Origin of the sequence: uncultured Sphingomonas sp. (assembly GCF_934560975.1) — a bacterium.
Lineage (GTDB): Bacteria > Pseudomonadota > Alphaproteobacteria > Sphingomonadales > Sphingomonadaceae > Sphingomonas_I.
The window spans coordinates 1-24,177 of the sequence record NZ_CAKTFO010000007.1 but is presented as its reverse complement, the minus strand read 5'-3'; the positions used below and the strand labels follow the sequence as shown (position 1 = coordinate 24,177).

Here is a 24,177-nt window from a genome sequence, read left to right as displayed (position 1 = left end):
CCGCCATCGGGCGGAAAAAGCCGCATACGCGCGCAAAGCCGTTCCATCCCCATGACATAGGAAATGGTTGGTTCTCGGCAGCGATATGGTGGTCGCTCCAGCACATCTCAACTGACTGTCGCGCCTTACGCTCGACACAAGGGATAGTGTCACCGGAGAATCGCGCGCACAAGATGTTTAATTGTCGCCCGGTAAGATTGTCCGCTTGACGGAGAAGAAAGCGGCGGAATTTCGCGCCTGCACCGGCGAGGTAAAAGCGGCTGTCGAGGCCCGACGCGCCGGCTCTAGCCGGCGGTCAGGACGCGCCCCGCCAGCGCAGCCAGCGCCACCACCGCGATCGCCATCTGCGGCGGGCGGAGGCGGGCGAAATGGGCCGGGGCCAGTCCCTGCCGGGCGGCGGACGGATCGTTCGCGCCGACCAGGGCATAGCCGATGGCGAGCAGCGGAAAGGCGACGGTGAGCGGGGTGGCAAGCGCCGCCAGTCCCAGCAGGAACAACAGCATCATCAGCACGATCTGGCGGGGGCGCGGGCCACCGTCCGTCGCGAAGCTGAGTCCACGCGTGACCCCGGACAGGAACAGCAGGATCGCCGACCCCCACAGCCATGCGCCGGCCACCGCCCACCGCCCGCTTTCCACCGGCAGCAACCATGATGCGACCGCCAGCAGCAGCAGCAGCAGAACAGGCCCATAGCCGAAGATCAGGCTGAGCGGCGGAATATTGGGGGAGCGATCCATGGATGCGCGAACGGGCAGGCGCGCTTCGGGTTGCGCCGGACAGGCACGACGCTTGCGCAATCCGGTACGGGTCCGTACCGAACGATCGGCATATCGTTCGCGGCATAATGACGGAACCGGATGCGGAGCCGGCGCTTGCATATCCGACCAAGGTCAAGAGGGGCTTCGAAGCGACAATGCGATGCGGCGGCTGGGACGATCTGGAAGAGGTGCTCCGGCCATGCGGCGGGCGTTGAGGGTTGCGGGCACGGTGCTGCTGTGGCTGGCCGTCGTGCTGCTGTTGCTGCCGGCGCTGCTGCCGCCGTTCCTTGACCGCATCTATTATCGCGGGCCGGTGAGCGACCACTATAACGGCGCGCGCTTCTTCAACCCGGATGGCGAGTTCGGAACGGGCGGCTCGCAGAAGCGGCGGCCGATCGGCTGGATGATGCGCTTCATGAGCGGCGGCGGGCGCACGCCGTGGCCGAAGCATGTCGCCGTGCCGCCCGGTTATCCCGCGGCGGCGGGCACGGCCTGCCCGGTGACGCCGAACCGGGCGCGCGAGAATTGGGGCCGCTGCGTCGACCATGTCGATCCGACCCGCATGTTCGCGACCTGGGTGGGCCATTCCACCGTGCTGGTGCAGGCGGGCGGGATCAACATCCTGACCGATCCGGTCTGGTCCGAACGGGTGGGGCCGTTCGGCGTCACCGGGCCGAAGCGGGTGCGCAATCCCGGCATCCGCTTCGACGATCTGCCCAAGATCGACCTGATCCTGATCAGCCACGACCATTACGACCATATGGATCTGGCCACGCTGAAGCGGTTGTGGGCGCGCGACCGGCCGCTGATCGTCACCAGCCTGGGCAATGACACGATCCTGCGCGGCGTGGGCGTGCCGGCGGTGGCGAAGGATTGGGGCGAGACGGTGGCGGTGCCGCGCGCCAAGGGTGCCGCGGGCGGGCCGATCACGGTGCGGATCGAACGGGTCCACCATTGGGGTTCGCGCTGGATGCAGGACCGCAATCGCGCCTTGTGGTCGGGCTTCACCGTGGCCTTGCCGGGCGGCAACCTGTTCTATGCGGGTGATACCGGCTTCGGCGACGGCAGCTGGCCCAACGACGCGCGCAAGGACGGGCCGTTCCGGCTGGCGATCATCCCGATCGGCGCGTTCCGTCCGCGCAACGTGATGAGCGGCAACCATATCGGCCCGGAGGAGGCGGCGGAGGTGTTCCAGCGCGTGGGTGCGGCCCATGCGCTGGCGGTGCATTGGGGCACGTTCCAGCTGTCGGAGGAGGGGATCGACCAGCCGCCGATGGTGCTGCGCCAGGCGCTTGGCCGGCGCGGCATCGCCCCCGGACGCTTTCGGGCCATGGAGGTCGGGCGCAACTGGGAGGTTCCGCCGCTACGCTGAACGCGGGCGGCTTTGGCGCATGGCGAGGGTGGCGATCAGCGCCACCGCGATCATCGCCGTGACGTACCAGAAATACAGGCTTTCGTGGCCCGCGCGCTTGAGGCCGAGTGCCACCGCCTCGGCCGATCCGCCGAAGATCGACTGGCTGATCGCATAAGGCAGGCCGACGCCCAGTACGCGGACGTGGGCCGGGAACAGCTCGGCCTTGACCACCGCATTGGTGGCGGTCGCGCCCGACAGGATCGTCAGCGCAGCCAGCACCAGCAGGAACAAGAGGAGCGGATCCTGCGTGCGGCCGATCAACGTCATCAGCGGCACCGTCATCAGGATGCCGCCGCCCGCGAACCAGTAGAGGAGCGGCTTGCGCCCGATCCGGTCGCTCAACCCACCCAGCAGGGGCTGCAGCAGAATCGCGACGACGGTAGCGGCAGCACAGATCTGGCTGGCGAGCGGCTTGGCTACACCCGACGTCACCACCAGATATTTCTGCATGTAGGTGGTGTAGGTGTAGAAGGCGACATTGCTGCCCACCGCCAGCCCGAAGGCGATCAGCACGCCGCGCCGGTGATCGCGCCACAGCACGCCCACGCCGCCGTCGCGCCGGGCGCCCTGCGGCTCGGCCGCGAAGTCCGGCGTCTCGGCCAGGTTGCGGCGGAGCAGGAACACGCCGCACGCCAGTAGCGCGCCCATCACGAAGGCCAGCCGCCAGCCCCAACTGGACAAGGCCGCCTCGCCCAGGCCGATCCCCTGCATCCCCAGCAGCAAGGCGAGCGCGAGCAGCTGCCCGCCATAGAGGGTGACATATTGGAAGCTGGACCACAGCCCGCGCCGGCCGGGCGGCGCGACCTCGCTAAGATAGGTGGCGGCGGCGCCATATTCGCCGCCTAGGCTGAGGCCCTGCACGATCCGGGCGAGCATCAGCAGCAGTGGGGCGGCGATCCCCGCCTGCGCATAGGTCGGCGCGCAGGCAACCATCAGCGACCCGCCGCCCATCAGCCCGACGCTCCAGGCGAGTGCTGCGCGACGGCCATGGCGATCCCCGATCCGCCCCATCAGCCACCCGCCGAGCGGGCGCATCAGGAACCCGATCCAGAAGATGCCGCTCGTCGCCAGGAATTGCGCGGTCTGGTCGCCGCCGGGAAAGAAGGCGTTCGCGAAATAGAGCGAGAAAGCGGAATAGACGTACCAGTCGAACCATTCGACCAGGTTGCCGGCCGACCCGCCGACGATCGCGCGGGCCTGTTCCCGCGTCACGGCGCGTCGAACAAGCCCAGCCCGGCAACCTCCTCCGCCGTCAGGTCGAGCCCGAACAGCAGGCTCAGCCGCATGCGGAAGACGCGCGGATCGTCGATCACGCCTTCCGCCTCCCGGTCGCCGTTGCGGCGGCGATAGGAGCGATCGGTCAGGCTGGCGAAGCCCTGCGGCAGGACCAGGCTGACGATGCTGGTCTGGCGGAAACGGCTTTCCGGCGCGGTCGACGTCCAATGGTTGGACAAAGCGAGGTCGGCGGGAAAGACCGGATCGAGCGTGAAGCTGAACTGCGGATGCCGCCCGGCGGAGGTGGTGCGCCCGTCGGTGAAGCGGTGATCGCCCTCCCGCTCCAGCATCCAGCCGTGCAGCGGGTCGTGGGCGAGGTGAAAGGTCGCGCCGTCGGGGGCGGATGCGGTCTCCCCCTCCGCCAGCGGCATGGGCGGGGCATAGGAGCCGCCGAAGCCCGCATCCGCGATCCAATCCTGCCCGTCGATCGTGACCAGGGCCAGGGTGTGCGTCCGGGGCGGGATCGGCCCGGGCTGGCCCAGCCACACGCGGGCGAGCAGCGGACGCGCGACAAAGCCGAGCGCGTTCAGCGCGTCCAGGAACAGGCGGTTATGTTCGAAGCAATAGCCGCCGCGCCTGGCGGTCACCAGCTTGGCGAATACCGCGCCGCTGTCGATCGCGATGCCGCGCCCCAGCAGCACGTCGAGGTTCTCGAACGGGATGGACAGGCGATGCGCGCGTTGCAGCGCGACCAGCCCGACGGCGTCGGGATCAGGCCGGGCGGAGAGGCCGATGCGGGCGAGGTAGAGGTCGAGATCGAAGGACACGGGCTAGGACATGCCCGCCCCGACACCCCCGGCGCAAGCCTGTTCTGGCCCGATCCTGTTCCGCAGCAGAAGCGGCGCGCTTACAGGTTGGGGTAAGCGGTAAGGGCGGCTGTTGCCACGCCCCAGCCGATGCCTACGCCGACCGCGCCCGCCATCAGGCCATAGGCCTCCTCGCGCAGGTTCAGCAGCCCGGCGCGGCGCAGGTTGAACAGGAAGCAGAGATAGCCCGGCACCTCCACCGTGCCGACGATCGCCACCAGCAGCATGATGTTGCCGGTCCACAATCCGACCGCGCCGCCGATCGCCAGCCAGATGATGCGCAGCACGTTGGCGTAGAATTGCGACCGCGTCTTTCCGAGCGCGACCAGTGCCTCGTTGGCGGCAAGGGCGGGCAGGCGCAGCAGCGTGGTGATCAGGATCAGCTGCAGGAATACCGCAACCAAGTGGTAGCGGGGATCGTAGAGCAGGGCCACCAGCAGCGGCGCACCGCCGATCATGCCGCCAATGCACAGCATATAGAGCAGCACCACCTTGCGCCGCGCATCGTACAGCACGCGGCGCAGGTTGCCGGGGTCGGTCCGCGCCGTGTTGGAATAGACGGCGAACAGCACGCGGCTGGCATACGGGCCCGCCAGCGCGGTGGGCGCGCCGGCCAGCGTGATCGCAATCGCGTACAGGCCAAATTGAGCGAGCGGCATCAGCTTGGCCAGCACCACCTTGTCCGACTGCATGATCAGCAGGGACAGGATGCTCGACATCGCGATGTAGCGGGAAAACGCCCACAATTCGCGCATGCGTGCCCGATCGACCTGCGGCCGGCGAAACGCCGGACGGAACAGCAGGTAGGATGTTGACGCCTTTGCCGCGGCGCCAACCAGCATTCCGATCACCATCGCCCAATAGCTGCGCAACAGAACCGCAAGCGCAATGGACACGATGATCGTGGTGACGCTGCTCGACAGATCGAGAAACATCAGCCGCCATAGACGCTGCTGCCTGACCGCGGTCGCAAAGGCGAGCGACGACAGCCCTTCCAGAGCAAAGCTGATGCTCCACACCGCCAGGACGGGCCCGAGCTCCGGCTTGCCCAGCAGCTGCGCGATCGGCATCGCCGCTACTGCCATCGCCGCCGCCAGAGCGAACCCGCGCACCGCCCGGATTGTCCACACCTGATCGAGGAAGCGTGGATCGTCGCCTTCCTTGTGTCGCACGATGAAGCCGTAGAGGCCGAGGTCGGTGAGCATCGTCAGCGCGAACGCCACGGACGTGATCACTCCCACCACGCCATAAGCGTGCGAGTCCAGCAGCCGCGTCAGCGTCATCGAACTGGCGATGCGCAGCAGGTTGGTGATGCCGACGCCGACGGCGATGCTGGCGACGCCCCCCGTTGCGAAGCGGCGAAGACGGTCGGAAAGGGTCGGGGAAGCGGCGCTTGTCATGATGGTCCGTGCTTGCGGGCGCAGCCGCTATATCCCGCATCCGTTATTTCGCAATTGCGAAAGGATCGTCGCGCCGTTGCCGCCGCGCGCGCTGACACTATTTTCAGGGAATGGCGATCCAGATCCGCACCAGCTTGGCCGAACCCGAAACCGGCAGCTCCTTCGTTCCCCATCGTCCCGAACGGCCGCAAAAGAGCCAGGGCGGCAAGCCGTTCCGCCTGGTGTCCGATTACGACCCCGCCGGCGACCAGCCGACTGCCATCGCCGAACTGGTCGGTCAGGCACGCGCGGGCGAGCGGGACCAGGTGCTGTTGGGCGTGACCGGATCGGGCAAGACCTTCACCATGGCCAAGATCGTGGAGGAATTGCAGCGCCCGGCCCTGGTGCTGGCGCCCAACAAGATCCTGGCCGCGCAATTGTACGGCGAGTTCAAGAGCTTCTTCCCCGACAATGCGGTCGAGTTCTTTGTCAGCTATTACGATTATTACCAGCCGGAAGCCTATGTGGCGCGGTCGGACACCTATATCGAGAAGGAAAGCTCGGTAAACGAGGCGATCGACCGGATGCGCCACTCGGCCACCCGCTCGCTGCTGGAGCGCGACGATGTGCTGATCGTCGCGTCGGTATCGTGCCTGTACGGCATCGGCTCGGTCGAAACCTATTCGGCGATGATCTTCGACCTGAAGAAGGGCCAGTCGGTCGACCAGCGCGAGATCATCCGCAAGCTGGTGGCGTTGCAGTACAAGCGCAACGACGCCGCCTTCCAGCGCGGTAGCTTTCGCGTGCGCGGCGACAATCTTGAGATCTTCCCGTCGCATTACGAGGATAGTGCGTGGCGGATCAGCTTCTTCGGCGACGAGATCGAGGAGATCGCCGAATTCGACCCGCTGACCGGCAAGACCTCGGCCAAGCTGGGCAGCGTGCGCGTCTATGCCAACAGCCACTATGTCACGCCCGGACCGACGATGAAGCAGGCGGCGGAGGCGATCCGTTTCGAACTGACGGAGCGGCTGAAGGAGCTGAACGGTGAGGGGCGCCTGCTGGAGGCACAGCGGCTGGAGCAGCGCACCAACTTCGACCTGGAGATGATCGCCGCGACCGGCAGCTGCGCGGGGATCGAGAATTACAGCCGCTTCCTGACCGGCCGCCTGCCGGGCGAGCCGCCGCCGACCTTGTTCGAATATCTGCCCGAAAATGCCTTGCTGTTCGTGGACGAGAGCCACCAGACCGTGCCGCAGGTCGGCGGCATGGCGCGGGGCGACCATCGCCGCAAGATCACGCTGGCGGAATATGGCTTTCGCCTGCCCAGCTGCATCGACAATCGCCCGCTGCGCTTCAACGAATGGGATGCGATGCGCCCGCAATCCATCTACGTCTCGGCTACGCCGGGCACGTGGGAGATGGAGCAGACCGGCGGCGTCTTCGCCGAACAGGTGATCCGCCCGACCGGGCTGATCGACCCGCCGGTGGAGGTGCGCCCGATCGAAAGCCAGGTGGACGATCTGGTCCACGAGGCGAAGCAGGCGGCGGACAGGGGCTATCGCAGCCTGGTGACCACCCTCACCAAGCGGATGGCGGAGGACCTGACCGAATATCTCCACGAAGCGGGAATGAAGGTCCGCTACATGCACTCCGACGTGGAGACGCTGGAGCGCATCGAGCTGATCCGCGACCTCCGGCTCGGCGTCTATGATGTGCTGGTCGGCATCAACCTGTTGCGCGAAGGCCTCGACATCCCCGAATGCGGGCTGGTCGCGATCCTGGACGCGGACAAGGAGGGATTCCTCCGCTCGGAGACCTCGCTGATCCAGACGATCGGGCGGGCGGCGCGCAATGCCGAGGGCAAGGTGATCCTGTACGCCGACCGCATCACCGGGTCGATGGAACGCGCCATGGCGGAAACGCAGCGTCGGCGCGAGAAGCAGCAGGCGCATAACGAGGCGCACGGCATTACGCCGGAATCGGTGAAGCGGAACATCAGCGACATCGTCGCCCACCTGTCCAGCCGCGATCAGGTGACGGTGGATACCGGGATCGAGGATGCGCCCCACATGGTGGGCCACAATCTGCGCGCCTATATCGAGGATCTCGAAAAGAAGATGCGCACCGCCGCCGCCGACCTGGAGTTCGAGGAGGCCGGACGGATCCGCGACGAGATCCGTCGCCTGGAATCGGACGAACTCGGCCTGCCGAGCGAACCGAGCCGTGCGCCGGTCAGGGGCAATTCGACCCTGGGCAAGCCGGGAACCCGCCAGACCCGCTATGGCAAGGCCAAGGCGGCACGGGCCGATCGGCGCGAACGGGCGCGCTAGAGGCGCCTCGTGGATGGGTGGGCCTGCCGACGCGGCGGCCCGTCCATGCGCCGTCGCGTCACGGGGGCGGAGCAGAGTGTTGCCGATAAGACACGTTTCTGCTTTTCGTCTCATGTCACGCAACCGACGCCGACCGCGCAGGGTTATTGCGCCTGCGAGAGGGGCCCGAGGGCCGCTCGCCCGATGAACATCAGGAGTTATGTATATGTACAAGATCGTCCTCGCTGCCGCGCTTGCGGCGGGCGTGTCCGTTGCCGCTTCCGCGCAGGATACCGCTCCGGACGGCAGCCGTCCGTTCGGGATCGAGCCCTATGTCGGCGTCCTCGGCGGCTATCACAGCTTTGACCGCCGCAGCGAGTTCGGCACCAACGGTCGCCGCGGCTATCCGGACGGCGCGCTGATCTCCGGCATCGCAGGCGTGAACGTGCCGCTCGGCGCATTCTTCGTCGGTGCCGAAGGTAACGCCACCAAGGGCTTCAAGGATATCGATTGGGAATATGGCGCCAAGGGCCGCGCCGGTTTCCGCGCTGGTGACAGCGGCCTGATCTACGTGTCGGCCGGCTACCAGTGGGTCAATGGCCGTCGCGGCTTCTCCGATCAGAAGGACGTGATGTACGGCGCGGGCGTCGAAGTCGGTCCGAAGGACATCGGTCTGGGCGGCATCACCGGCAGCGCCGGTCCGCGCCTGCGCCTGCAGATCGACACCTATGACTTCGACTCCATCCGTCCGATGGCCGGCGTGGTGTTCCACTTCTAAGGTGGAGAAAGGCGACGGGGCGACCCGTTGCCTTGCTACAGGATCTCATGGATCCTTTGCGGAGGGCGTCCCAGGCGGACGCCCTTTTCCGTTCGGACCAGCGGCCGTTCGATCACAACGGGATTGCCTGCCATCGCGTCGAGGATCGCGTCGTCAGACGCATCCTTCAGCCCCTTTGCCTCCGCTTCGGCCAGACGCAGCCCATCGCGCGGCGTCATTCCCGCATCGGCAAAGAGCCGCGCCAAGTCGGCACGGGCAGGCGGGTTCTTCAGATATTCGACGATGACGATGTTGGCCCCGGCCTGCTGCAACAGCGCCAGCGCCTCGCGCGATTTGGAGCAGCGGGGATTGTGGTAGATCGTGGCCTTCATGCGGTCTCCCATGTGCAAGCCTGGATCGTAGCACGCTGGCGCGGCAACATGCAGCCGCCCAAACCGCACGCCCTTTTCATCACGCAAGCACATCTTGTGTGACGGCGAGCCTGTCCCCTCCTAAGCGCGAGACGACGAAGCTGTTGGAACCCATATGCGCGCTTATTTCGTTCCGATCCTGGCCGGCGGCAATCTGCCGGATCGGCTGTTCGCCTGTATCGGCGCGTTCGTGGGTATTGCCCTGACCGGGCTGATCAGCGCGCTGCTGGTCCATCCCGCAGGTGCCTGGCTGTGGATCGTCGCGCCGATGGGCGCATCGGCTGTGCTGGTATTCGCAGTTCCGGCGAGCCCCCTGGCGCAGCCGTGGCCGGTGGTCGGCGGCAACGTCATCTCGGCAATGGTCGGCGTGACAGTGGCGAAGCTGGTGCCGATCCCCTCGTTGGCGGCGGGGTTGGCGGTGGCTCTGGCTATCCTGGCCATGTCGCTGACGCGCTCGCTCCATCCGCCGGGCGGGGCGGCGGCGCTGACGGCAGTGGTGGGCGGACCGGCGGTGACGTCGGCGGGATATCTGTTCCCGCTGCTGCCGATCGGCCTGAATGCTGTCATCCTCGCCGGGATCGGTCTCGCCTTCCATCGCTGGTCGGGGCACAGCTATCCGCACCGTCCGGTGCCGGTAGCGGGCTATGTCGTGCCGCCGCTATCCGGCCTGCCGCATCCCGAGGATATCGACCTTGCGTTGGAGGAACTCGGCGAAACATTCGATGTCAGCCGGGAGGATCTCGACCTGCTGTTCCGGCGCGTCGAGTATCACGCTGCGCAGCGTCGGGGTGGGGCGAAGACGGCATAGCCGGGCGCGGCAGGCGATACGGAGCAAGGAAAAAGGGCCGGCGCGCTTGCGGCGACCGGCCCTCCATCCGCTACATCCCCGGCTTATTCGCCCTGTTCGGCGAGCCAGCGTTCCAGCCACTTGATCGTATAATCGCCCTGCTGAAATTCGGGATCGTCCAGCAGCGCCTGGTGAAGCGGGATGGTGGTCTTCACCCCCTCGATCACGAACTCCTCCAGCGCGCGGCGCAGGCGGCGGAGCGCGCCCTGACGGGTGGTGCCATAGACGATCAGCTTGGCGATCATCGAATCGTAATAAGGCGGGATGCGGTACCCCGCATACAGGCCGCTATCGACGCGGACGTTCATGCCGCCCGGCGCGTGATATTGCTTCACCGTCCCCGGCGACGGGGCGAAGGTGCGCGGATCCTCGGCATTGATGCGGCATTCGATCGCATGGCCCCGGAACACCACGTCTTCCTGGCGCAGCGACAGCGGGTGACCCTCCGCGATGCGGATCTGTTCGCGAACGAGGTCGAGGCCGGTGATCGCCTCCGTCACCGGATGCTCCACCTGCAGGCGGGTATTCATCTCGATGAAGTAGAATTCGCCGTCTTCCCACAGGAACTCGATCGTGCCCGCGCCGCGATAACCCATGTCGGCCATCGCGCTGGCGACGATGCCGCCCATCCGTTCGCGCTCCTCCGGGGAGATGATCGGGGAGGGGGCCTCTTCCAGTACCTTCTGGTGTCGGCGCTGGAGCGAGCAGTCGCGCTCGCCCAGGTGGATGGCGTTGCCGTTGCCGTCGCCAAAGATCTGGAATTCGATGTGGCGGGGATCGCCGAGATATTTCTCCATGTAGACGGTGGCGTCACCGAACGCGGCCGCAGCCTCCGTCCCGGCCTGCTCCATCAGGGTTTCGAGCTGGTCCTCGCTCGGCACGACCTTCATGCCGCGCCCGCCGCCGCCCGATGCGGCCTTGATCAGGACGGGATAGCCGATCTCACGTGCCAGGGCCTTCGCCTCGGCCACGTCGCTCAGCGCGCCATCGGAACCGGGCACGAGCGGCAGGCCGAGCGCGCCGGCGCTACGCTTGGCCTCCACCTTATCGCCCATGGTCCGGATATGTTCGGGCTTGGGCCCGATCCAGATGATGTCGTGCGCCTCCACGATCTCCGCGAAACGGGCATTCTCCGACAGGAAGCCGTAGCCCGGATGGATCGCGTCCGCGCCCGAAATCTCGGCGGCGGAGATGATGTTCGGGATGTTGAGGTAGCTTTCGCCCGCGCTCGGCGGACCGATGCAGATCGCCTCGTCCGCCAGCCGGACGTGCATTGCGTCGGCATCGGCGGTCGAGTGGGCCGCGACCGTGCGGATGCCCATTTCGTGGCAGGCGCGGTGGATGCGGAGCGCGATCTCGCCGCGGTTGGCGATCAGGACCTTCTTGATCTCGGGCAAGGGCGCTTACTCGACGACGACGAGCGGCTGGTCGAACTCGACCGGCTGGGCATTGTCGACCAGGATGGCCGTGACCTTGCCGGCGCGCGGCGAGACGATCGGGTTCATGACCTTCATCGCCTCCACGATCAGCAAGGTGTCGCCCGCGCCGACCTGATCCCCGACCGAGACGAACGCCTTTGCACCGGGCGCGCTCGACATGTAGCAAGTGCCGACCATCGGCGAGCGGATCGTGCCGGGATGCTCGCCCGAGGGAGCCGCCAGCGCCGGTGCGGCGGCAGGCGCGGCGGAAGCGGGCGCCATCGGCGCGGCGGCGACGGCGACCGGCGCCGCCGAGGTCATGGTGACGCTGCGCACGACACGGATGCGGCGATCGCCATCCTGCACCTCGATCTCGGTGAGGCGCGTGTCATCGAGCAGTTCGGCGAGCTGGCGGACCAGCCCGGCATCAACCTGCATGGTGGTGTTATTGGTTTCGGTCATCCGACGATGGCCCCTGAAAGTGAAGCGGCGCTATTGGCAGGGACGGCCGCGAACGTCCAGCGCATCAAACGCATCCGGGTTTCATCCTGCGTCGCAAAGCCCTAGATCGGGTGCATGACGACACCCATCCATAGCGACGGCACCATCACTATCACGGTCAATGGCGGACACAAGCGCGTGGCCGCCGGCATGACCATCGCCGACCTGGCGCAGGAACTGGGCCTGGTCCCCGAAAAGGTGGCGGTGGAACGCAATTTGGAGGTGGTGCCGCGCTCCACCATCGCCCAGGTCGAGCTGGAGGATGGCGACGAGCTGGAGATCGTCCACTTCGTCGGCGGCGGCGACCATGCCGCGTCGATCGCGCAGGATACGTGGACGGTGGCGGGGCGGACCTTCCGCTCGCGCCTGATCGTCGGCACCGGCAAGTATAAGGATTTCGCCCAGAATGCCGCCGCTCTGGAGGCTTCGGGCGCGGAGATCGTGACCGTGGCGGTGCGGCGCGTGAACGTCAGCGATCGCAACGCGCCGATGCTGACGGATTATATCGATCCCAAGAAGGTCACCTACCTGCCGAACACCGCCGGCTGCTTCACGGCGGAGGATGCGATCCGCACGCTGCGCCTGGCGCGCGAGGCGGGCGGTTGGAACCTGGTGAAGCTGGAGGTGCTGGGCGAGGCGCGGACGCTCTACCCCGACATGGTCGAGACGTTGCGCGCGACCGAGGTGCTGGCCAAGGAAGGCTTCGAGCCGATGGTCTATTGCGTCGACGATCCCATCGCCGCCAGGCGGCTGGAGGATGCGGGCGCGGTGGCGATCATGCCGCTGGGCGCGCCGATCGGGTCGGGGTTGGGCATCCAGAACCTCGTCACGATCCGCCTGATCGTGGAAGGGGCCAAGGTGCCGGTGCTGGTCGATGCGGGCGTCGGCAGCGCATCCGACGCGGCGGTGGCGATGGAGCTGGGCTGCGACGGCGTGCTGATGAACACCGCCATCGCTGAGGCCAAGGACCCGATCATGATGGCGGCGGCGATGAAGGCGGCGGTGGAGGCGGGACGCCTGTCCTATCGCGCCGGCCGCATGGGCAAGCGGCTTTATGCCGATCCGTCCAGCCCGCTTGCCGGCCTGATCTGATCGCGATCGCACGCCCGAACGGTTCGTCGCGTGAAAGCCCCGGTTCAACTTGGCGCCCCTAAGCGCCGCCGTATGCGCCACACCCTGCTGACCCTGCCGCTGCTGTTGACCCCGATGATGGTGGCGGCCCAGACCGCCAGCCCGACCGAATCGGCAATTGCCGCAGGCGAGCCGGCCACGGCCGAGCATCCCGCCGCGGCGGCCGACGCGATGGAGGCGGAGGAGGAGATCACCGTCACCGGGCAGAAGCCCCCGGGGTCGGTGATCGGCGACATCCAGCCGGAGGTGACGCTGAGCCCGGCGGATGTCCGCTCCTACGGCGTCAACAATGTCTCCGACCTGCTCGATCAGCTGGCGCCGCAGACCACCAGCGGGCGCGGGCAGGGCGCGCCGGTGGTGCTGCTCAACGGCCGGCGGATCACCGGCTTCGGCGAGATACGCGACCTGCCGACCGAGGCGATCCTGCGGGTGGAAATCCTGCCGGAGGAAGTGTCGCTGAAATACGGCTACTCCGCCGATCAGCGGGTGGTGAACTTCGTCCTGCGGCAGCGTTTCCGGACGCTGGTGGCGCAGGCCGGCGCGGGCATCGCCACGGAGGGCGGCGGCGAGAACACCAATCCGGAGGTCAACCTGGTCCGCATCCGCCGCGACCAGCGGCTGAGCGTCAACCTCCGCTACCAGGGCAATGCCAAGCTGAAGGAAAGCCAGCGCGACGTCCAGTCGATCGCGAGCGGGCAACCCTATGACCTCGCGGGCAACGTCACGGCGCCGATCGGCAGCGCGTCGGCCGAGATAGATCCGGCGTTGAGCGCGCTCGTCGGTCAGGCGGTGACCGTTGCTGGTGTTCCGGTGACGGGCCGCACGCTTGCGGACTTTGCCGCCACCGCCAACACGCCCAACGTCACCGACGTGTCGCGCTATCGCACGTTGCGTGGATCGTCGCAGCAGATCAGCACCAACATCGTCTATTCGCAGCCGGCCTTCGGGCGTTCCACCGCGACGGTGAACGGCAGCCTGGCCTATACGGAGACGGACGCCCTGCGCGGCCTACCCGGCGCGACGCTGGCGGTGCCGGACGACAGCCCGTTTTCGCCTTTTGGCGGTAGCGTCGCGGTGCAGCGTTACCTGTCGACCGATCCCTTGCACCAGCGCGGCAGCACGCTGGACGGGCATCTCGGCCTGGGGCTGAACGGAGATCGCGGCAATTGGCGCTGGACCGTCACCGGCAATTACGACCACAGCGACACGCGCACCCGCACCGATCGTTCGCCCGACATCGCGAGCCTGCAAGATCGCCTGACCGCGCTCGACCCCGCTCTGGATCCGTTCGGGCCGCTGCCGGACGGGCTGGTCGGCGGCGCGCGGACGGATCGGGCGCGCTCCATCGCCAATAGCGGCGAGCTGCAGGCGATGGTCGGGGGTCCGGTCGCCAAGCTGCCGGCCGGGCCGATCAACACCAACCTGCGCGTCGGGCTTGATTATATCCGGCTCGATTCGTCGTCGGAACGCGCCGGCCTGCGCCAGTCCGGCGACCTCGACCGCCGCAATGCTAGCGGGCAGATCAATGTCGACCTGCCGATCGCCAGCCGTCGCAACGGCGTGTTGCCATGGCTTGGCAGCCTGTCACTGAACGGCAACGCGGCGGTGCGCGACCTGTCCGACTTCGGCACGCTGACCACCTATGGCGGGGGTGTGACGTGGACCCCGGTGACCAGGCTCAACCTGATCGGCTCCTTCACCCGCGACGAGGCGGCACCGACCGTGCAGCAACTCGGCAATCCCACCGTCATCACGCCGCAGGTGCGCGTGTTCGACTATGTCGCGGGCACCACCGTGGACGTGACCCAGACCAGCGGCGGCAATCCCGATCTCGACGGCAGCCGGCGGCGCGTCCTCAAGCTCGGCGCGACGCTGAAGCCGTTGAACAAGGGCGACCTGACCTTGATCGCCAATTATGTGCGGACGCGGACCACGGGATCGATCTTCAGCCTGCCCGAGCCGACCATCGATGTGGAAGGGGCGTTTCCCGACCGGTTCGTGCGCGATGCGGCGGGGCGACTGATCTCGGTCGATACGCGCTCGGTCAACTTCGATTCGGAACGGCGCGACGAGCTGCGCATCGGCTTCAATGCGTCCATCAACCTCAAATCGATCATGCAGCGCAAGTTTGAGGCGTGGCGCGCCGCGCGAGAGGCTGGTCAGGACGTGCCGCCGCCATTCCCCATTCCGCAGCGTCGCCAGCAGGAGCGGGCACAGCAATCGGCCGATCGCCAGCAGGCCGGGGACCAGCGACCGAGGGGCGAGGGGGCTTCACCCTCCGACGGTCCGCCGCCCGGCGATGCACCCGCGCCACCCCCCGGCGGTGGCGCGGGGCCTGGCGGAGGCGTTGGCGGAGGGCCCGGAGGCTTCGGCCGGGGTGGCGGCGGTGGTTTCGGACGCGGCCAAGGCGGCGGGCGGCTGCAATTCGCGCTCTATGACACGTGGACGCTGAAGAGCGACATCCTGATCCGTCGCGGCCTGCCGGTGATCGACCTGTTGAACGGCGGATCGATCGGCAGCGGCGGCGGCACGAGCCGCCACCGTGTGGAAGGGCAGGTCGGCTATTCCAACAATGGCCTGGGCGCCCGGCTCAGCGCCGACTGGCAAAGCGCGACCGCAGTGCGCGGCGGCGATACCGGCGCGTTGGGCGACCTCCATTTCTCGCCGCTCGCCACCGCCGACCTGCGCCTGTTCGCCGACTTCGGCCAGATGCCGGCCTTTGTCGGCAAGCCATGGGCGCGCGGGTTGCGGCTGACCTTCGCGGTCAACAACATCACCAACGAACGCCAGCGCGTGCGCGACGCGGCCGGCGACACGCCGCTCCGCTACCAGCCCGCTTACCTCGATGCGCTCGGTCGGACGGTGATGGTGACGGTCAGGAAGCTGCTGTTCTAACCATCATCTTACACAAGGTTACGCTACTTAACGCTTTGTAAGTGCAGCCGGCTTAAGCCCGGTCCAGCCATGTAGGGCTGGAGTGCGTGCCGTTGATCCTGATGTCCTGTTGCGTGCGGCTGCGTGCTCTCCTGCGCCAATTGGGTCGCAACGAAGCGGGCAACGCGCTGATCCTGACCGGCGCGCTGCTGATCCCCTTGCTGGCACTGGTCGGGTCCAGCATCGATGTGGGGCGCTATTATGTGGTGCGGTCGCGCATGCAGCAGGCGTGCGATGCCTCGTCGCTTGCCGGCCGCTGGGCGCTGAGCCAGGGGCAGAGCACCACCAGCGCTTCCACCGAGGCGGTCAAGTTCTTCAACTTCAACTTCAAACAGGGCCTCTACGGCACCACGCCGTTCACTCCCAGCGTGTCGGTGACGGGCACGTCGACCAAGGTTGTGGCCGTCACCTCCACCACCAAGCTTGGCGCATCGGTGATGGGCCTGTTCGGTTTTCAGCCGACGACGATCAGCACCACCTGCACCGCGCAGCAGGATTTCGTGAACACGGACATCGTGCTGGTGCTGGATACGACCGGCTCGATGGCGGACAAGGCATCGTCCAGCGACAACCAGACCAAGATTGCCGCGCTGCGTTCCGCCGTGCTCGCCCTCTACGACCAGCTTGCGCCGATCCAGCAGCAATTGTCGGCGGCGGGCATGCGGCTGCGCTTCGGGGTGGTGCCTTATTCAAGCACAGTAAATGTTGGGAAGCTGCTGTATAAGGTGAATGCGGATTACATTCGCAATCCCGTACCTTACTATCGCAAAGTCTGCAACAACAACAACTGCTACGCGCAACAGAATAGCGTCTCGCACAAGGCCTCTTCGTTTGCCGACTGGAGCGGGTGTATTGAGGAGCGGCAGACCGTATCCACGATCACAGCCAGCACGCAGACGATCCCGTCGGGCGCTTACGATCTGGATATCGACGCTCCGGCTGACAGTGCCGAAAAGCGCTGGCCGCCCTACGATCCCGATGCTGGATCGCAGACGTTTACCTATGGCAATAACAATACTCCGACTCAGACTGCCTGTCCGTATGAAGCGAGGCGATTGCAGGCGTGGTCACGAGGCGATCTGAACAGCTACCTCAACGCGTTGGCCCCGGACGGCGGTACTTACCATGATATCGGCATGATCTGGGGTGCGCGTCTGATCTCCCCGGCCGGTGTGTTCGCGGACAGTCCTGCGAGCTATAATGGCATGCCGACCAACCGCTTCATTATCTTCATGACGGACGGCCAGCTCGATACAGGCTCCACGATCTATTCAGCCTACGGCATCGAAGCCTATGACCAGCGTGTAACAGGCGGCAGCCTCAGCACCCAGGACGCGCGTCACCAGCAGCGTTTCAACCTGATGTGCAGCACGGTGAAAAATCGCGGCGTGTCGGTGTGGGTGGTGGCGTTTGCCAGCAGCCTCGACACCAGCCTGAAGAATTGCGCGACCAATCCGGGGCAGGCGTCCACCTCCGGCAATTCCGCCGCGCTGATCGCCAAGTTTACGGAGATCGGCCGGAATATCGGCGCGCTGAGGCTCACCAAGTGAGGCGGCTGCTACGCGACCGCCGGGGTGCCACCGTGGTGGAGTTCGCCTTGATCGCGGCCCCCCTGATCATGACGATCATGGCGCTGACCGACCTGGCCTTTCGTGCTTTCATGGGCGTGCAGCTGCAGGGCGCGATGGACCAGGCCGCGCGCCAGGTGACGGTGGGCGGCGTCACCACCCAGACGGTGACCACCTTTGTTCAAGGGCGGATGCGGACCCTGCTGAGTTCCGCCGACGTGAAGGTCAAGCCGATGAGCTATGACGATTTCAGTACGGTCGGAAAGCCGGAGCCGATCACCACCGACACCGCCCCGCTCGGCACCTACAACAAGGGGGATTGCTTCCTCGACCTCAACAACAACAAGCAGTGGGATGCGGACGGCGGCGCCGGTGGCAATGGCGGCGGCGACGACATCATCTATTACACCGCGACGGTCAGCTACCCCGCGCTGATGCCGCTCGGCCGGTTCCTGGGCTTCCCCGACCTGACGACGATCACCGCCACCATGATGATGCGCAACCAGCCTTATGAGGCGCAGGCGCAGCCGGTCACGGTCTGCACATGACGGCCCATACCCTGGCGGGCGACCAGCGCGGCGTCGCCCTGATCGAATTCGCGCTGACCCTGCCGTTGCTGCTGCTGGTCGGGCTCGGCGGGATCGAGGTCGCGCGATACGTGCAGATGGTGCTGCGCATGAACCAGATCGCCCAGACGGTGGCGGACAATGCCGCGCGGGTGCGCAACGCGATGGACGAAACCGACGTGAACGAGGTGATGATCGGCGGCAAGCTGATGGGCGGCGACGATTTTGCCGCCAACGGCCGCATCATCCTGAGCGATCTGGAGCAGCGCACCACGAAGGCGAATGGCACGTCGGATTTCGCGCAGTGGATCCGGTGGCAGCGATGCGCCGGCGCGCTCAACATGGCGTCCAGCTATGGCGTGCCGCGCAACAGCTCGGGCGGGGCGGTCACCAACCTGGATAGCACCGTCAACACCGATCATGGCGCGGTGGAGAGCGCGTCCACCATCACCGGCATGGGGCCGGGCGATGCGCAGATCGCCGCGTCGGGCGGCACGGCGGTAATGGTGGCGGAAATCTTTTACGCTTATCGCCCGCTGGTGCCGTTCTTCACCTTCGGCCCGCAGACCTTGCGCGCGGTGGAAGCGTTCAACGTACGCCAGCGCACCGATTATTCGGTCTACAACGGCAACAAGGTCAGCGGCGACGGGCGATCGGATTGCCGGCTGTTCAAGGCGGGCATCCCCACCGGCTGATCGGCGTACGGCCGGTCAGAAGATCGGGTCGTTCTCGCTCGGGCTGATCGGGGTGTGGATGCCGCATTCCACCTTGTCCCAGCCGCGCCAGCGTCCGGATCGCGGATCCTCGCCCGGCAACACCTTGCTGGTGCAGGGCGAGCAGCCGATCGAGGGATAGCCCTGCGCCTCCAGCGGGTGGCGGGGCAGCTTGTGCGCATCGAAATAGGCGTTCAGTTCGTCCTTGGACCAGCCCGCCAGCGGGTTCAGCTTCAGCTTCGGGCCATCGGCATGGTCGACGTCCAGCTCGAACAGGGGCAGTGCCCGGCGGGTACCGGCCTGGAACCCCTTGCGCCCCGAAATCCACGCATCGAAGCCCTTGAGCGCGCGCTGGAGCGGCTCCACCTTGCGGATCGCGCAGCAGCCGTCGGGATCGTAGGACCAGCGCAGGCCCGTATTGTCCCTGTCCGCCAGGATCATCGGATTGGGACGGTAGACGCGCAGATCGACGAAGCCGAGCCGTTCCGCCACCTCGTCCCGATAGGCGAGAGTTTCGCCGAACATCTTCTGCGTGTTGGTGAAGATCAGCGGGATGGCCTTGTCCACCTCGCTCACCAGATGCAGCAACACAGCGGATTCGGCACCAAAGGAGGAGACCAGGGCGACCCGGCCGGCGAGGTCGCCGGTCAACAGGTCCCGCAGCATCTCGCCCGTCGGTCGACCGGTATGACGCGCATTCAGCGCGTCCACGTCCGCCTGGGTGAAGGCGGGGCGAACGTCCAGCGTATCCAGCCGCCGTGCCGCCTCAGCCATGGCGCAGCCTCCACACCGGCGCGCGCGCATCGGCGGCCGGTTGGTAGACCTGCGGGAAGCGGGACAACGCCGTCTCGACCGCCGCGGGATCAAGCTCCCGTTCGCTCGCCAGGGCATCGAAGCCGCAGCGGCGATATTGCACCACCTGGTCGAGCAGGATCTCGCCCTGCGCGCGCAGTTCGCCGGCATAGCCCGCCTCGCGCAGGATACGTGCGGCGGAATAGCCGCGCCCGTCGCGAAAGGTGGGGAAGGCGATCTCGATCAGCGCCAGCCGATTGAGGTGGGGGAGAAGCGCGCGCGCATCCTCGCCCGCTTCCAGCCGCACGGCGGTGGCGTTGGTCTGGCCGAGGAAGTCGTCGAGCGTCCCCGCCGGCTCTTCATGCGCGGCATCGTCGCGGAAGCGGATCAGGGTCATCCGTAAATCGCCTGCTTGAAGGGTTCGAGGCCGACGCGACGATAGGTGTCGAGGAAGCGTTCCCCCTCCGCCCGCAGCCCGCGATAGGTTTCCAATGCCCGTTCCACCGCATCGACCACGCCGTCTTCGGAGAAGCCGGGGCCGACGATCCGGGCAAGGCTGGCATCCTGCGCGCCCGATCCGCCGAAGGAGAGTTGGTAATTCTCCTCCCCCTTACGATCGACGCCCAATATGCCGATGTGCCCGGCATGGTGGTGGCCGCAGGCGTTGATGCAGCCGGAAATCTTGAGTTTAACCTGGCCCAGGTCGCGCTGGCGATCGAGGTCGGCGAACCGCTCCGCAATCTTCTGCGCCAGCGGAATCGAACGGGCATTGGCGAGGCTGCAATAATCGAGCCCCGGACAGGCGATGATGTCGCTCACCAGATCGAGATTGGGGGTGGCGAGGCCCGCCCCGTCCAGCGCCTGCCACACCGCATACAGGTCGGCCTTGCGGACATGCGGCAGGACGATGTTCTGCGCGTGGGTGATGCGCAGTTCGTCATAGCCGTAACGCTCGGCCAGATCGGCGATCAGGTCCATCTGCGCCGATGACGCATCGCCGGGGATGCCGCCGATCGGCTTCAGGCTGATCGTGACGATGGCATGGTCGGCCCGCTTGTGGGCGGCGGTCTGCTGGTCGAGCCAGATCGCGAAATCGGGATCGCCGCGGTCCAGTTCCGCCGCGCCCTCCACGAATGCCGGGGGAGCGAAGAAGGCGGTAATGCGCTCCAGCTCGGCGGCTGGAGGATCGATGTCCAGCGTCTGCACATGAAGGAACTCCTCCTCCACCTGCCGGCGATATTCGTCCGCGCCGATCTCGTGCACCAGGATCTTGATCCGCGCCTTGTAGATATTGTCGCGCCGGCCGTAGCGATTATAGACCCGCAGGCAGGCCTCCAGATAGCTGACGAACCGGTCGGCGGCCACGAAGTCGCGGATCAGCGGCGCCACCATCGGGGTGCGCCCCTGACCGCCGCCGACATAGACCGCGAAGCCCAAGGTGCCGGTCGAGTCCCGCTTCAGCTGCAGACCGATGTCGTGGAGGCGCATCGCGGCGCGATCCTCGTCCGCCGCGATCACCGCGATCTTGAACTTGCGCGGCAGGTAGGTGAATTCGGGGTGGAAGGTCGACCATTGCCGCAGCAGTTCGGCATAGGGACGGGGGTCCGCCACCTCGTCCGCCGCGGCACCGGCATATTGGTCCGAACTGATGTTGCGGATGCAATTGCCGCTGGTCTGGATGGCATGCATCTCGACCGTCGCCAGTTCGGCCAGGATTTCCGGCGCGTCCTCCAGCTTGATCCAATTGTACTGGAGGTTCTGGCGGGTGGTGAAATGGCCGTAATCGCGGTCATATTTGCGCGCGACATAAGCCAGCATCCGCATCTGGCGGCTGTTGAGCGTGCCATAGGGAATGGCGACGCGCAGCATGTAGGCGTGGAGCTGGAGGTAGAGGCCGTTCATCAGCCGCAGCGGCTTGAACTGGTCCTCGCTCATCTCGCCGGACAGGCGGCGGGCGACCTGGTCGCGAAACTCCTCGACACGGGCGTCGACGATCGCCTGGTCGTGTTGGTCATACTGGTACATGCGTCAGCCCTTGGAGCACGTCGCCCCTGCAAAGGCAGGGGCCCATGTCTCTCGTGGCGAGAGATGGTGCGTGTAGAAACCGGTATCGGTCCGCGGCGTCGCGGCACGGCGTGAGCGTGTCATATCACCCAGCTTTCGCGCGCGACCTGCTCCGCCTGCACGCCGAGGTCGGGGCGCACGGTCGGGCCGGCGGCGCGGATACGGTCCTTGATGTGGAGCGGGACGGGGCCGGTTTCGCCCAGGGCTGCGTCGAGCAGATAGGGCACGTTGACGCGGCGCGCGGCCTCCTCGCGCTTGGCGATCGCCTCGCCAGCGTCGGCCACGTCCACCGCATCGGCGACCAGCCGCGACCAGCCGTCGCCGGTCCACCAGACGACGTCGCCGGTCACCAGGTCGTTCCCGGTCAGGATCTTCACGCCAGCGCCTCCGCCTGCGCGGCGAAGGCGGCCAGACGGCTCTCCGCATCCGACAGCAGCACGACCTCGCCCACGACAATGATCGCGGGGCTCTGTACTCCATCGCGATCGACCATGTCGCCAAGGTCCGCCAGCAGGGTGCGCAGCGCGCGCGATCCGGGCAAGGTGCCGCGTTCCAGCACCGCAACCGGCATGTCGGGCGCGACCCCATCGTTCATCAACTTGTCCGCGATCGCGCGGGCATTGGCGAGGCCCATGTAGATGACCAGCGTGCGCCCACGTCCCGCCAGACCCGACCAATCCTGTTCCGACAGCCCCTTGCACTGGCCAGCGACGAAGCTCACCGCACTCGACCAATCGCGATGGGTGAGGGGCAGCATGGCCTCCGCCGCACAACCCAGCGCCGCCGACACGCCGGGGACCACCTCCACCCGCAGCCCGGCGGCGCGCACGGCTTCCACCTCCTCGCCGCCGCGCCCGAAGACGAAGGGGTCGCCGCCCTTCAGCCGCACAACCACCGACCCCGCCTTCACATGGGCGACGATCAGGGCATTGATCGCCTCCTGCGGCAGGGTGTGGCGGGAGCGTTGCTTGGCGACGGAGATGCGCTGCGCCGACGCGGGCGCATGGTCCATCACGCGCGGGTCGATCAGCCCGTCATGGACGACCACGTCCGCCTGGCGGAGCGCCTCCACCGCGCGCAGGGTCAGGAGGTCGGGATCGCCGGGGCCGGCACCGACCAGGATCACGCGTCCGCGCGCATGGGGATCAAGAAGGCTCGCCATGGTCCCGGCATGGGCGGATCCGCGTGGGCGCGCAATCCAGCGATCCTTTGGCCCATGCTAGAGATACTTGTGCGCGCCGGTTCTTTCCCGAAATCACGCGGGAGCGCGGCAGACATGCATCGGTCGGCGGTTAATCGGGCCTGCCGGTTGACGCGGGCTCGCCAAGCCCGGCAATGGACACGCTGCGGCGCGCCGTTCCGTTGCGCGCGGCCTCACGGACAAGGACCAAGTGAACGATCTCGACCAGACCAAGGCGGACCTGCTGAGCGCCATTTCCACCGCCGATGCGGATGCGCTGGAGTCGATCCGCGTGGGCGCGCTCGGCAAGAGCGGCAGCATCACGGCATTGCTGAAGACCCTGGGCCAAATGGCGCCGGAGGAGCGGCAGGCCAAGGCCCCCGCCATCCAGGCACTGCGCGGCGCGGTGGCCGATGCCATCGCCGGGCGCAAGGCGGTGCTGGATGCGGCCGCGCTCGATGCCAAGCTGGCGGCCGAGACGCTGGACATGACGCTGCCGCTGGCGGGCACGGCCGCGGGTTCGATCCATCCCGTCAGCCAGGTGATGGACGAACTGGCGGAGATCTTCGCCGACTTGGGCTTTTCCGTCGCCACGGGGCCAGAGATCGAGGACGACTGGCACAATTTCACCGCGCTCAACATTCCGGAGACGCATCCGGCGCGCGCGATGCACGACACCTTCTACTTCCCGGACAGCCAAACGCACGGGGATGGGCAGGAGCACAAGATGCTGCTCCGCACCCATACTTCGCCCGTCCAGATCCGCACCATGACCAGGCAGGCGCCGCCGCTGCGGGTGATCGCGCCCGGCCGCGTCTACCGATCGGACAGCGACGCCACCCACACGCCGATGTTCCACCAGATCGAAGGGCTGGTGATCGACAAGGGTATCACCCTCGCCCACCTCAAATGGACGCTGGAGACCTTCCTCAAGGCGTTCTTCGAGCGCGAGGACATCGTGCTGCGCCTGCGCCCCAGCTACTTCCCCTTCACCGAGCCCTCCGCGGAGGTCGACATCGGCTACACGATGCAGAAGGGCAAGCGCGTCGTCGGCGGTTCGGAAGGCTGGATGGAAGTGCTGGGCAGCGGCATGGTCAACCGCAAGGTGATCGAAGCGGCCGGGCTCGATCCCGACGAGTGGCAGGGCTTCGCCTTTGGCACCGGCGTCGATCGCCTCGCCATGCTCAAGTACGGCATGGACGATCTGCGCGCCTTCTTCGATGGCGATGTCCGCTGGCTTTCGCACTACGGCTTCTCCGCGCTCGACGTGCCGACCCTGTCGGCCGGCGTCGGCACGGCTGCCTGAGGGAATACAACGATGAAGTTCTCGC

Annotated in this window: 22 protein-coding genes; 10 read left to right on the top strand and 12 right to left on the bottom strand. The window is 66.8% G+C overall.

Annotated features, from left to right (window positions below; genetic code table 11):
• Positions 1-284: 284 nt before the first annotated feature.
• The gene (locus Q0D93_RS06990) at positions 285-737 is read right to left on the bottom strand and encodes a DUF3429 family protein (protein ID WP_294392345.1); all 453 of its coding nucleotides are present in this window, start codon (positions 735-737) and stop codon (positions 285-287) included.
• A gap of 220 nt (positions 738-957) precedes the next feature.
• Between Q0D93_RS06990 and Q0D93_RS06985 the strand changes: the two genes are divergently transcribed.
• Positions 958-2,130, top strand: a complete 1,173-nt coding sequence (locus Q0D93_RS06985; RefSeq protein WP_294392343.1) for an MBL fold metallo-hydrolase — start codon at positions 958-960, stop codon at positions 2,128-2,130.
• Here the strand turns inward: Q0D93_RS06985 and Q0D93_RS06980 are convergent.
• From Q0D93_RS06980 to Q0D93_RS06970, 3 genes are all read right to left on the bottom strand, one after another.
• Positions 2,122-3,384 carry an MFS transporter gene (locus Q0D93_RS06980; protein WP_294392341.1) on the bottom strand — a complete coding sequence of 421 codons (1,263 nt, stop codon included), beginning with the start codon at positions 3,382-3,384 and terminating at the stop codon, positions 2,122-2,124. The two genes, Q0D93_RS06985 and Q0D93_RS06980, sit on opposite strands and share 9 nt — an antisense overlap.
• Positions 3,381-4,214 carry an arylamine N-acetyltransferase gene (locus tag Q0D93_RS06975; RefSeq protein ID WP_294392339.1) on the bottom strand — a complete coding sequence of 278 codons (834 nt, stop codon included), beginning with the start codon at positions 4,212-4,214 and terminating at the stop codon, positions 3,381-3,383. The genes Q0D93_RS06980 and Q0D93_RS06975 overlap by 4 nt, the downstream gene beginning before the upstream one ends.
• 80 nt (positions 4,215-4,294) lie before the next feature.
• On the bottom strand, positions 4,295-5,653 hold the full coding sequence (locus Q0D93_RS06970) for an oligosaccharide flippase family protein (protein WP_294392337.1): 1,359 nt from the start codon (positions 5,651-5,653) through the stop codon (positions 4,295-4,297).
• A gap of 110 nt (positions 5,654-5,763) precedes the next feature.
• Here Q0D93_RS06970 and uvrB point away from each other — a divergent pair, with 110 nt between their 5' ends.
• Together uvrB and Q0D93_RS06960 are read left to right on the top strand one after the other, a co-directional pair.
• Entirely contained in the window at positions 5,764-7,965 is a 2,202-nt protein-coding gene (gene uvrB, locus Q0D93_RS06965) for an excinuclease ABC subunit UvrB (protein ID WP_294392335.1), read from the top strand.
• A gap of 205 nt (positions 7,966-8,170) precedes the next feature.
• Positions 8,171-8,722: an opacity protein gene (locus tag Q0D93_RS06960; protein ID WP_294392333.1), complete on the top strand. Its 552-nt coding sequence runs from the start codon at positions 8,171-8,173 to the stop codon at positions 8,720-8,722.
• A gap of 35 nt (positions 8,723-8,757) precedes the next feature.
• Here Q0D93_RS06960 and arsC read toward each other — a convergent pair whose 3' ends face one another.
• Complete coding sequence (arsC, locus tag Q0D93_RS06955) at positions 8,758-9,093, bottom strand: arsenate reductase (glutaredoxin) (protein WP_294392331.1); 336 nt, start codon at positions 9,091-9,093, stop codon at positions 8,758-8,760.
• A gap of 154 nt (positions 9,094-9,247) precedes the next feature.
• Here arsC and Q0D93_RS06950 point away from each other — a divergent pair, with 154 nt between their 5' ends.
• Positions 9,248-9,940, top strand: coding sequence for an HPP family protein (locus Q0D93_RS06950; protein ID WP_294392330.1), 693 nt, complete (start codon positions 9,248-9,250; stop codon positions 9,938-9,940).
• A gap of 83 nt (positions 9,941-10,023) precedes the next feature.
• Here Q0D93_RS06950 and accC read toward each other — a convergent pair whose 3' ends face one another.
• On the bottom strand, positions 10,024-11,376 hold the full coding sequence (gene accC, locus Q0D93_RS06945) for an acetyl-CoA carboxylase biotin carboxylase subunit (protein WP_294392328.1): 1,353 nt from the start codon (positions 11,374-11,376) through the stop codon (positions 10,024-10,026).
• Between the two features lie 6 nt (positions 11,377-11,382).
• On the bottom strand, positions 11,383-11,859 hold the full coding sequence (accB, locus tag Q0D93_RS06940; RefSeq protein ID WP_294392326.1) for an acetyl-CoA carboxylase biotin carboxyl carrier protein: 477 nt from the start codon (positions 11,857-11,859) through the stop codon (positions 11,383-11,385).
• Between the two features lie 114 nt (positions 11,860-11,973).
• Here accB and thiS point away from each other — a divergent pair, with 114 nt between their 5' ends.
• The 5 genes from thiS to Q0D93_RS06915 all read left to right on the top strand — a co-directional run bounded on the left by thiS (position 11,974) and on the right by Q0D93_RS06915 (position 18,792).
• On the top strand, positions 11,974-12,990 hold the full coding sequence (thiS, locus tag Q0D93_RS06935) for a sulfur carrier protein ThiS (RefSeq protein WP_294392324.1): 1,017 nt from the start codon (positions 11,974-11,976) through the stop codon (positions 12,988-12,990).
• 72 nt (positions 12,991-13,062) lie between these two features.
• Positions 13,063-15,924: a TonB-dependent receptor gene (locus Q0D93_RS06930; protein WP_294392322.1), complete on the top strand. Its 2,862-nt coding sequence runs from the start codon at positions 13,063-13,065 to the stop codon at positions 15,922-15,924.
• Between the two features lie 101 nt (positions 15,925-16,025).
• Complete coding sequence (locus tag Q0D93_RS06925; protein WP_294392503.1) at positions 16,026-17,513, top strand: pilus assembly protein; 1,488 nt, start codon at positions 16,026-16,028, stop codon at positions 17,511-17,513.
• Positions 17,510-18,079: a TadE/TadG family type IV pilus assembly protein gene (locus Q0D93_RS06920; RefSeq protein ID WP_294392320.1), complete on the top strand. Its 570-nt coding sequence runs from the start codon at positions 17,510-17,512 to the stop codon at positions 18,077-18,079. Before Q0D93_RS06925 ends, Q0D93_RS06920 begins: the two co-directional genes overlap by 4 nt.
• The gene (locus tag Q0D93_RS06915; protein ID WP_294392318.1) at positions 18,076-18,792 is read left to right on the top strand and encodes a TadE/TadG family type IV pilus assembly protein; all 717 of its coding nucleotides are present in this window, start codon (positions 18,076-18,078) and stop codon (positions 18,790-18,792) included. Before Q0D93_RS06920 ends, Q0D93_RS06915 begins: the two co-directional genes overlap by 4 nt.
• Before the next feature lie 15 nt (positions 18,793-18,807).
• On the opposite strand, the gene Q0D93_RS06910 is transcribed toward Q0D93_RS06915, so the two are convergent.
• The 5 genes from Q0D93_RS06910 to cobA all read right to left on the bottom strand — a co-directional run bounded on the left by Q0D93_RS06910 (position 18,808) and on the right by cobA (position 22,828).
• Positions 18,808-19,584 (bottom strand): phosphoadenylyl-sulfate reductase, encoded by a 777-nt coding sequence (locus tag Q0D93_RS06910; RefSeq protein WP_294392316.1) that lies wholly within the window; start codon positions 19,582-19,584, stop codon positions 18,808-18,810.
• The gene (locus Q0D93_RS06905) at positions 19,577-19,999 is read right to left on the bottom strand and encodes a DUF934 domain-containing protein (protein ID WP_294392314.1); all 423 of its coding nucleotides are present in this window, start codon (positions 19,997-19,999) and stop codon (positions 19,577-19,579) included. The genes Q0D93_RS06910 and Q0D93_RS06905 overlap by 8 nt, the downstream gene beginning before the upstream one ends.
• The gene (locus Q0D93_RS06900; RefSeq protein WP_294392313.1) at positions 19,996-21,627 is read right to left on the bottom strand and encodes a nitrite/sulfite reductase; all 1,632 of its coding nucleotides are present in this window, start codon (positions 21,625-21,627) and stop codon (positions 19,996-19,998) included. The genes Q0D93_RS06905 and Q0D93_RS06900 overlap by 4 nt, the downstream gene beginning before the upstream one ends.
• A 119-nt stretch (positions 21,628-21,746) precedes the next feature.
• A complete protein-coding gene (locus tag Q0D93_RS06895; RefSeq protein ID WP_294392310.1) occupies positions 21,747-22,043 on the bottom strand; it encodes a DUF2849 domain-containing protein in 297 nt (98 codons plus the stop codon).
• A complete protein-coding gene (cobA, locus tag Q0D93_RS06890; RefSeq protein WP_294392308.1) occupies positions 22,040-22,828 on the bottom strand; it encodes a uroporphyrinogen-III C-methyltransferase in 789 nt (262 codons plus the stop codon). The genes Q0D93_RS06895 and cobA overlap by 4 nt, the downstream gene beginning before the upstream one ends.
• 229 nt (positions 22,829-23,057) lie before the next feature.
• On the opposite strand from cobA, the gene pheS reads away from it, so the two are divergent.
• Positions 23,058-24,152 (top strand): phenylalanine--tRNA ligase subunit alpha, encoded by a 1,095-nt coding sequence (gene pheS, locus Q0D93_RS06885; protein ID WP_294392307.1) that lies wholly within the window; start codon positions 23,058-23,060, stop codon positions 24,150-24,152.
• Positions 24,153-24,177 lie beyond the last annotated feature (25 nt).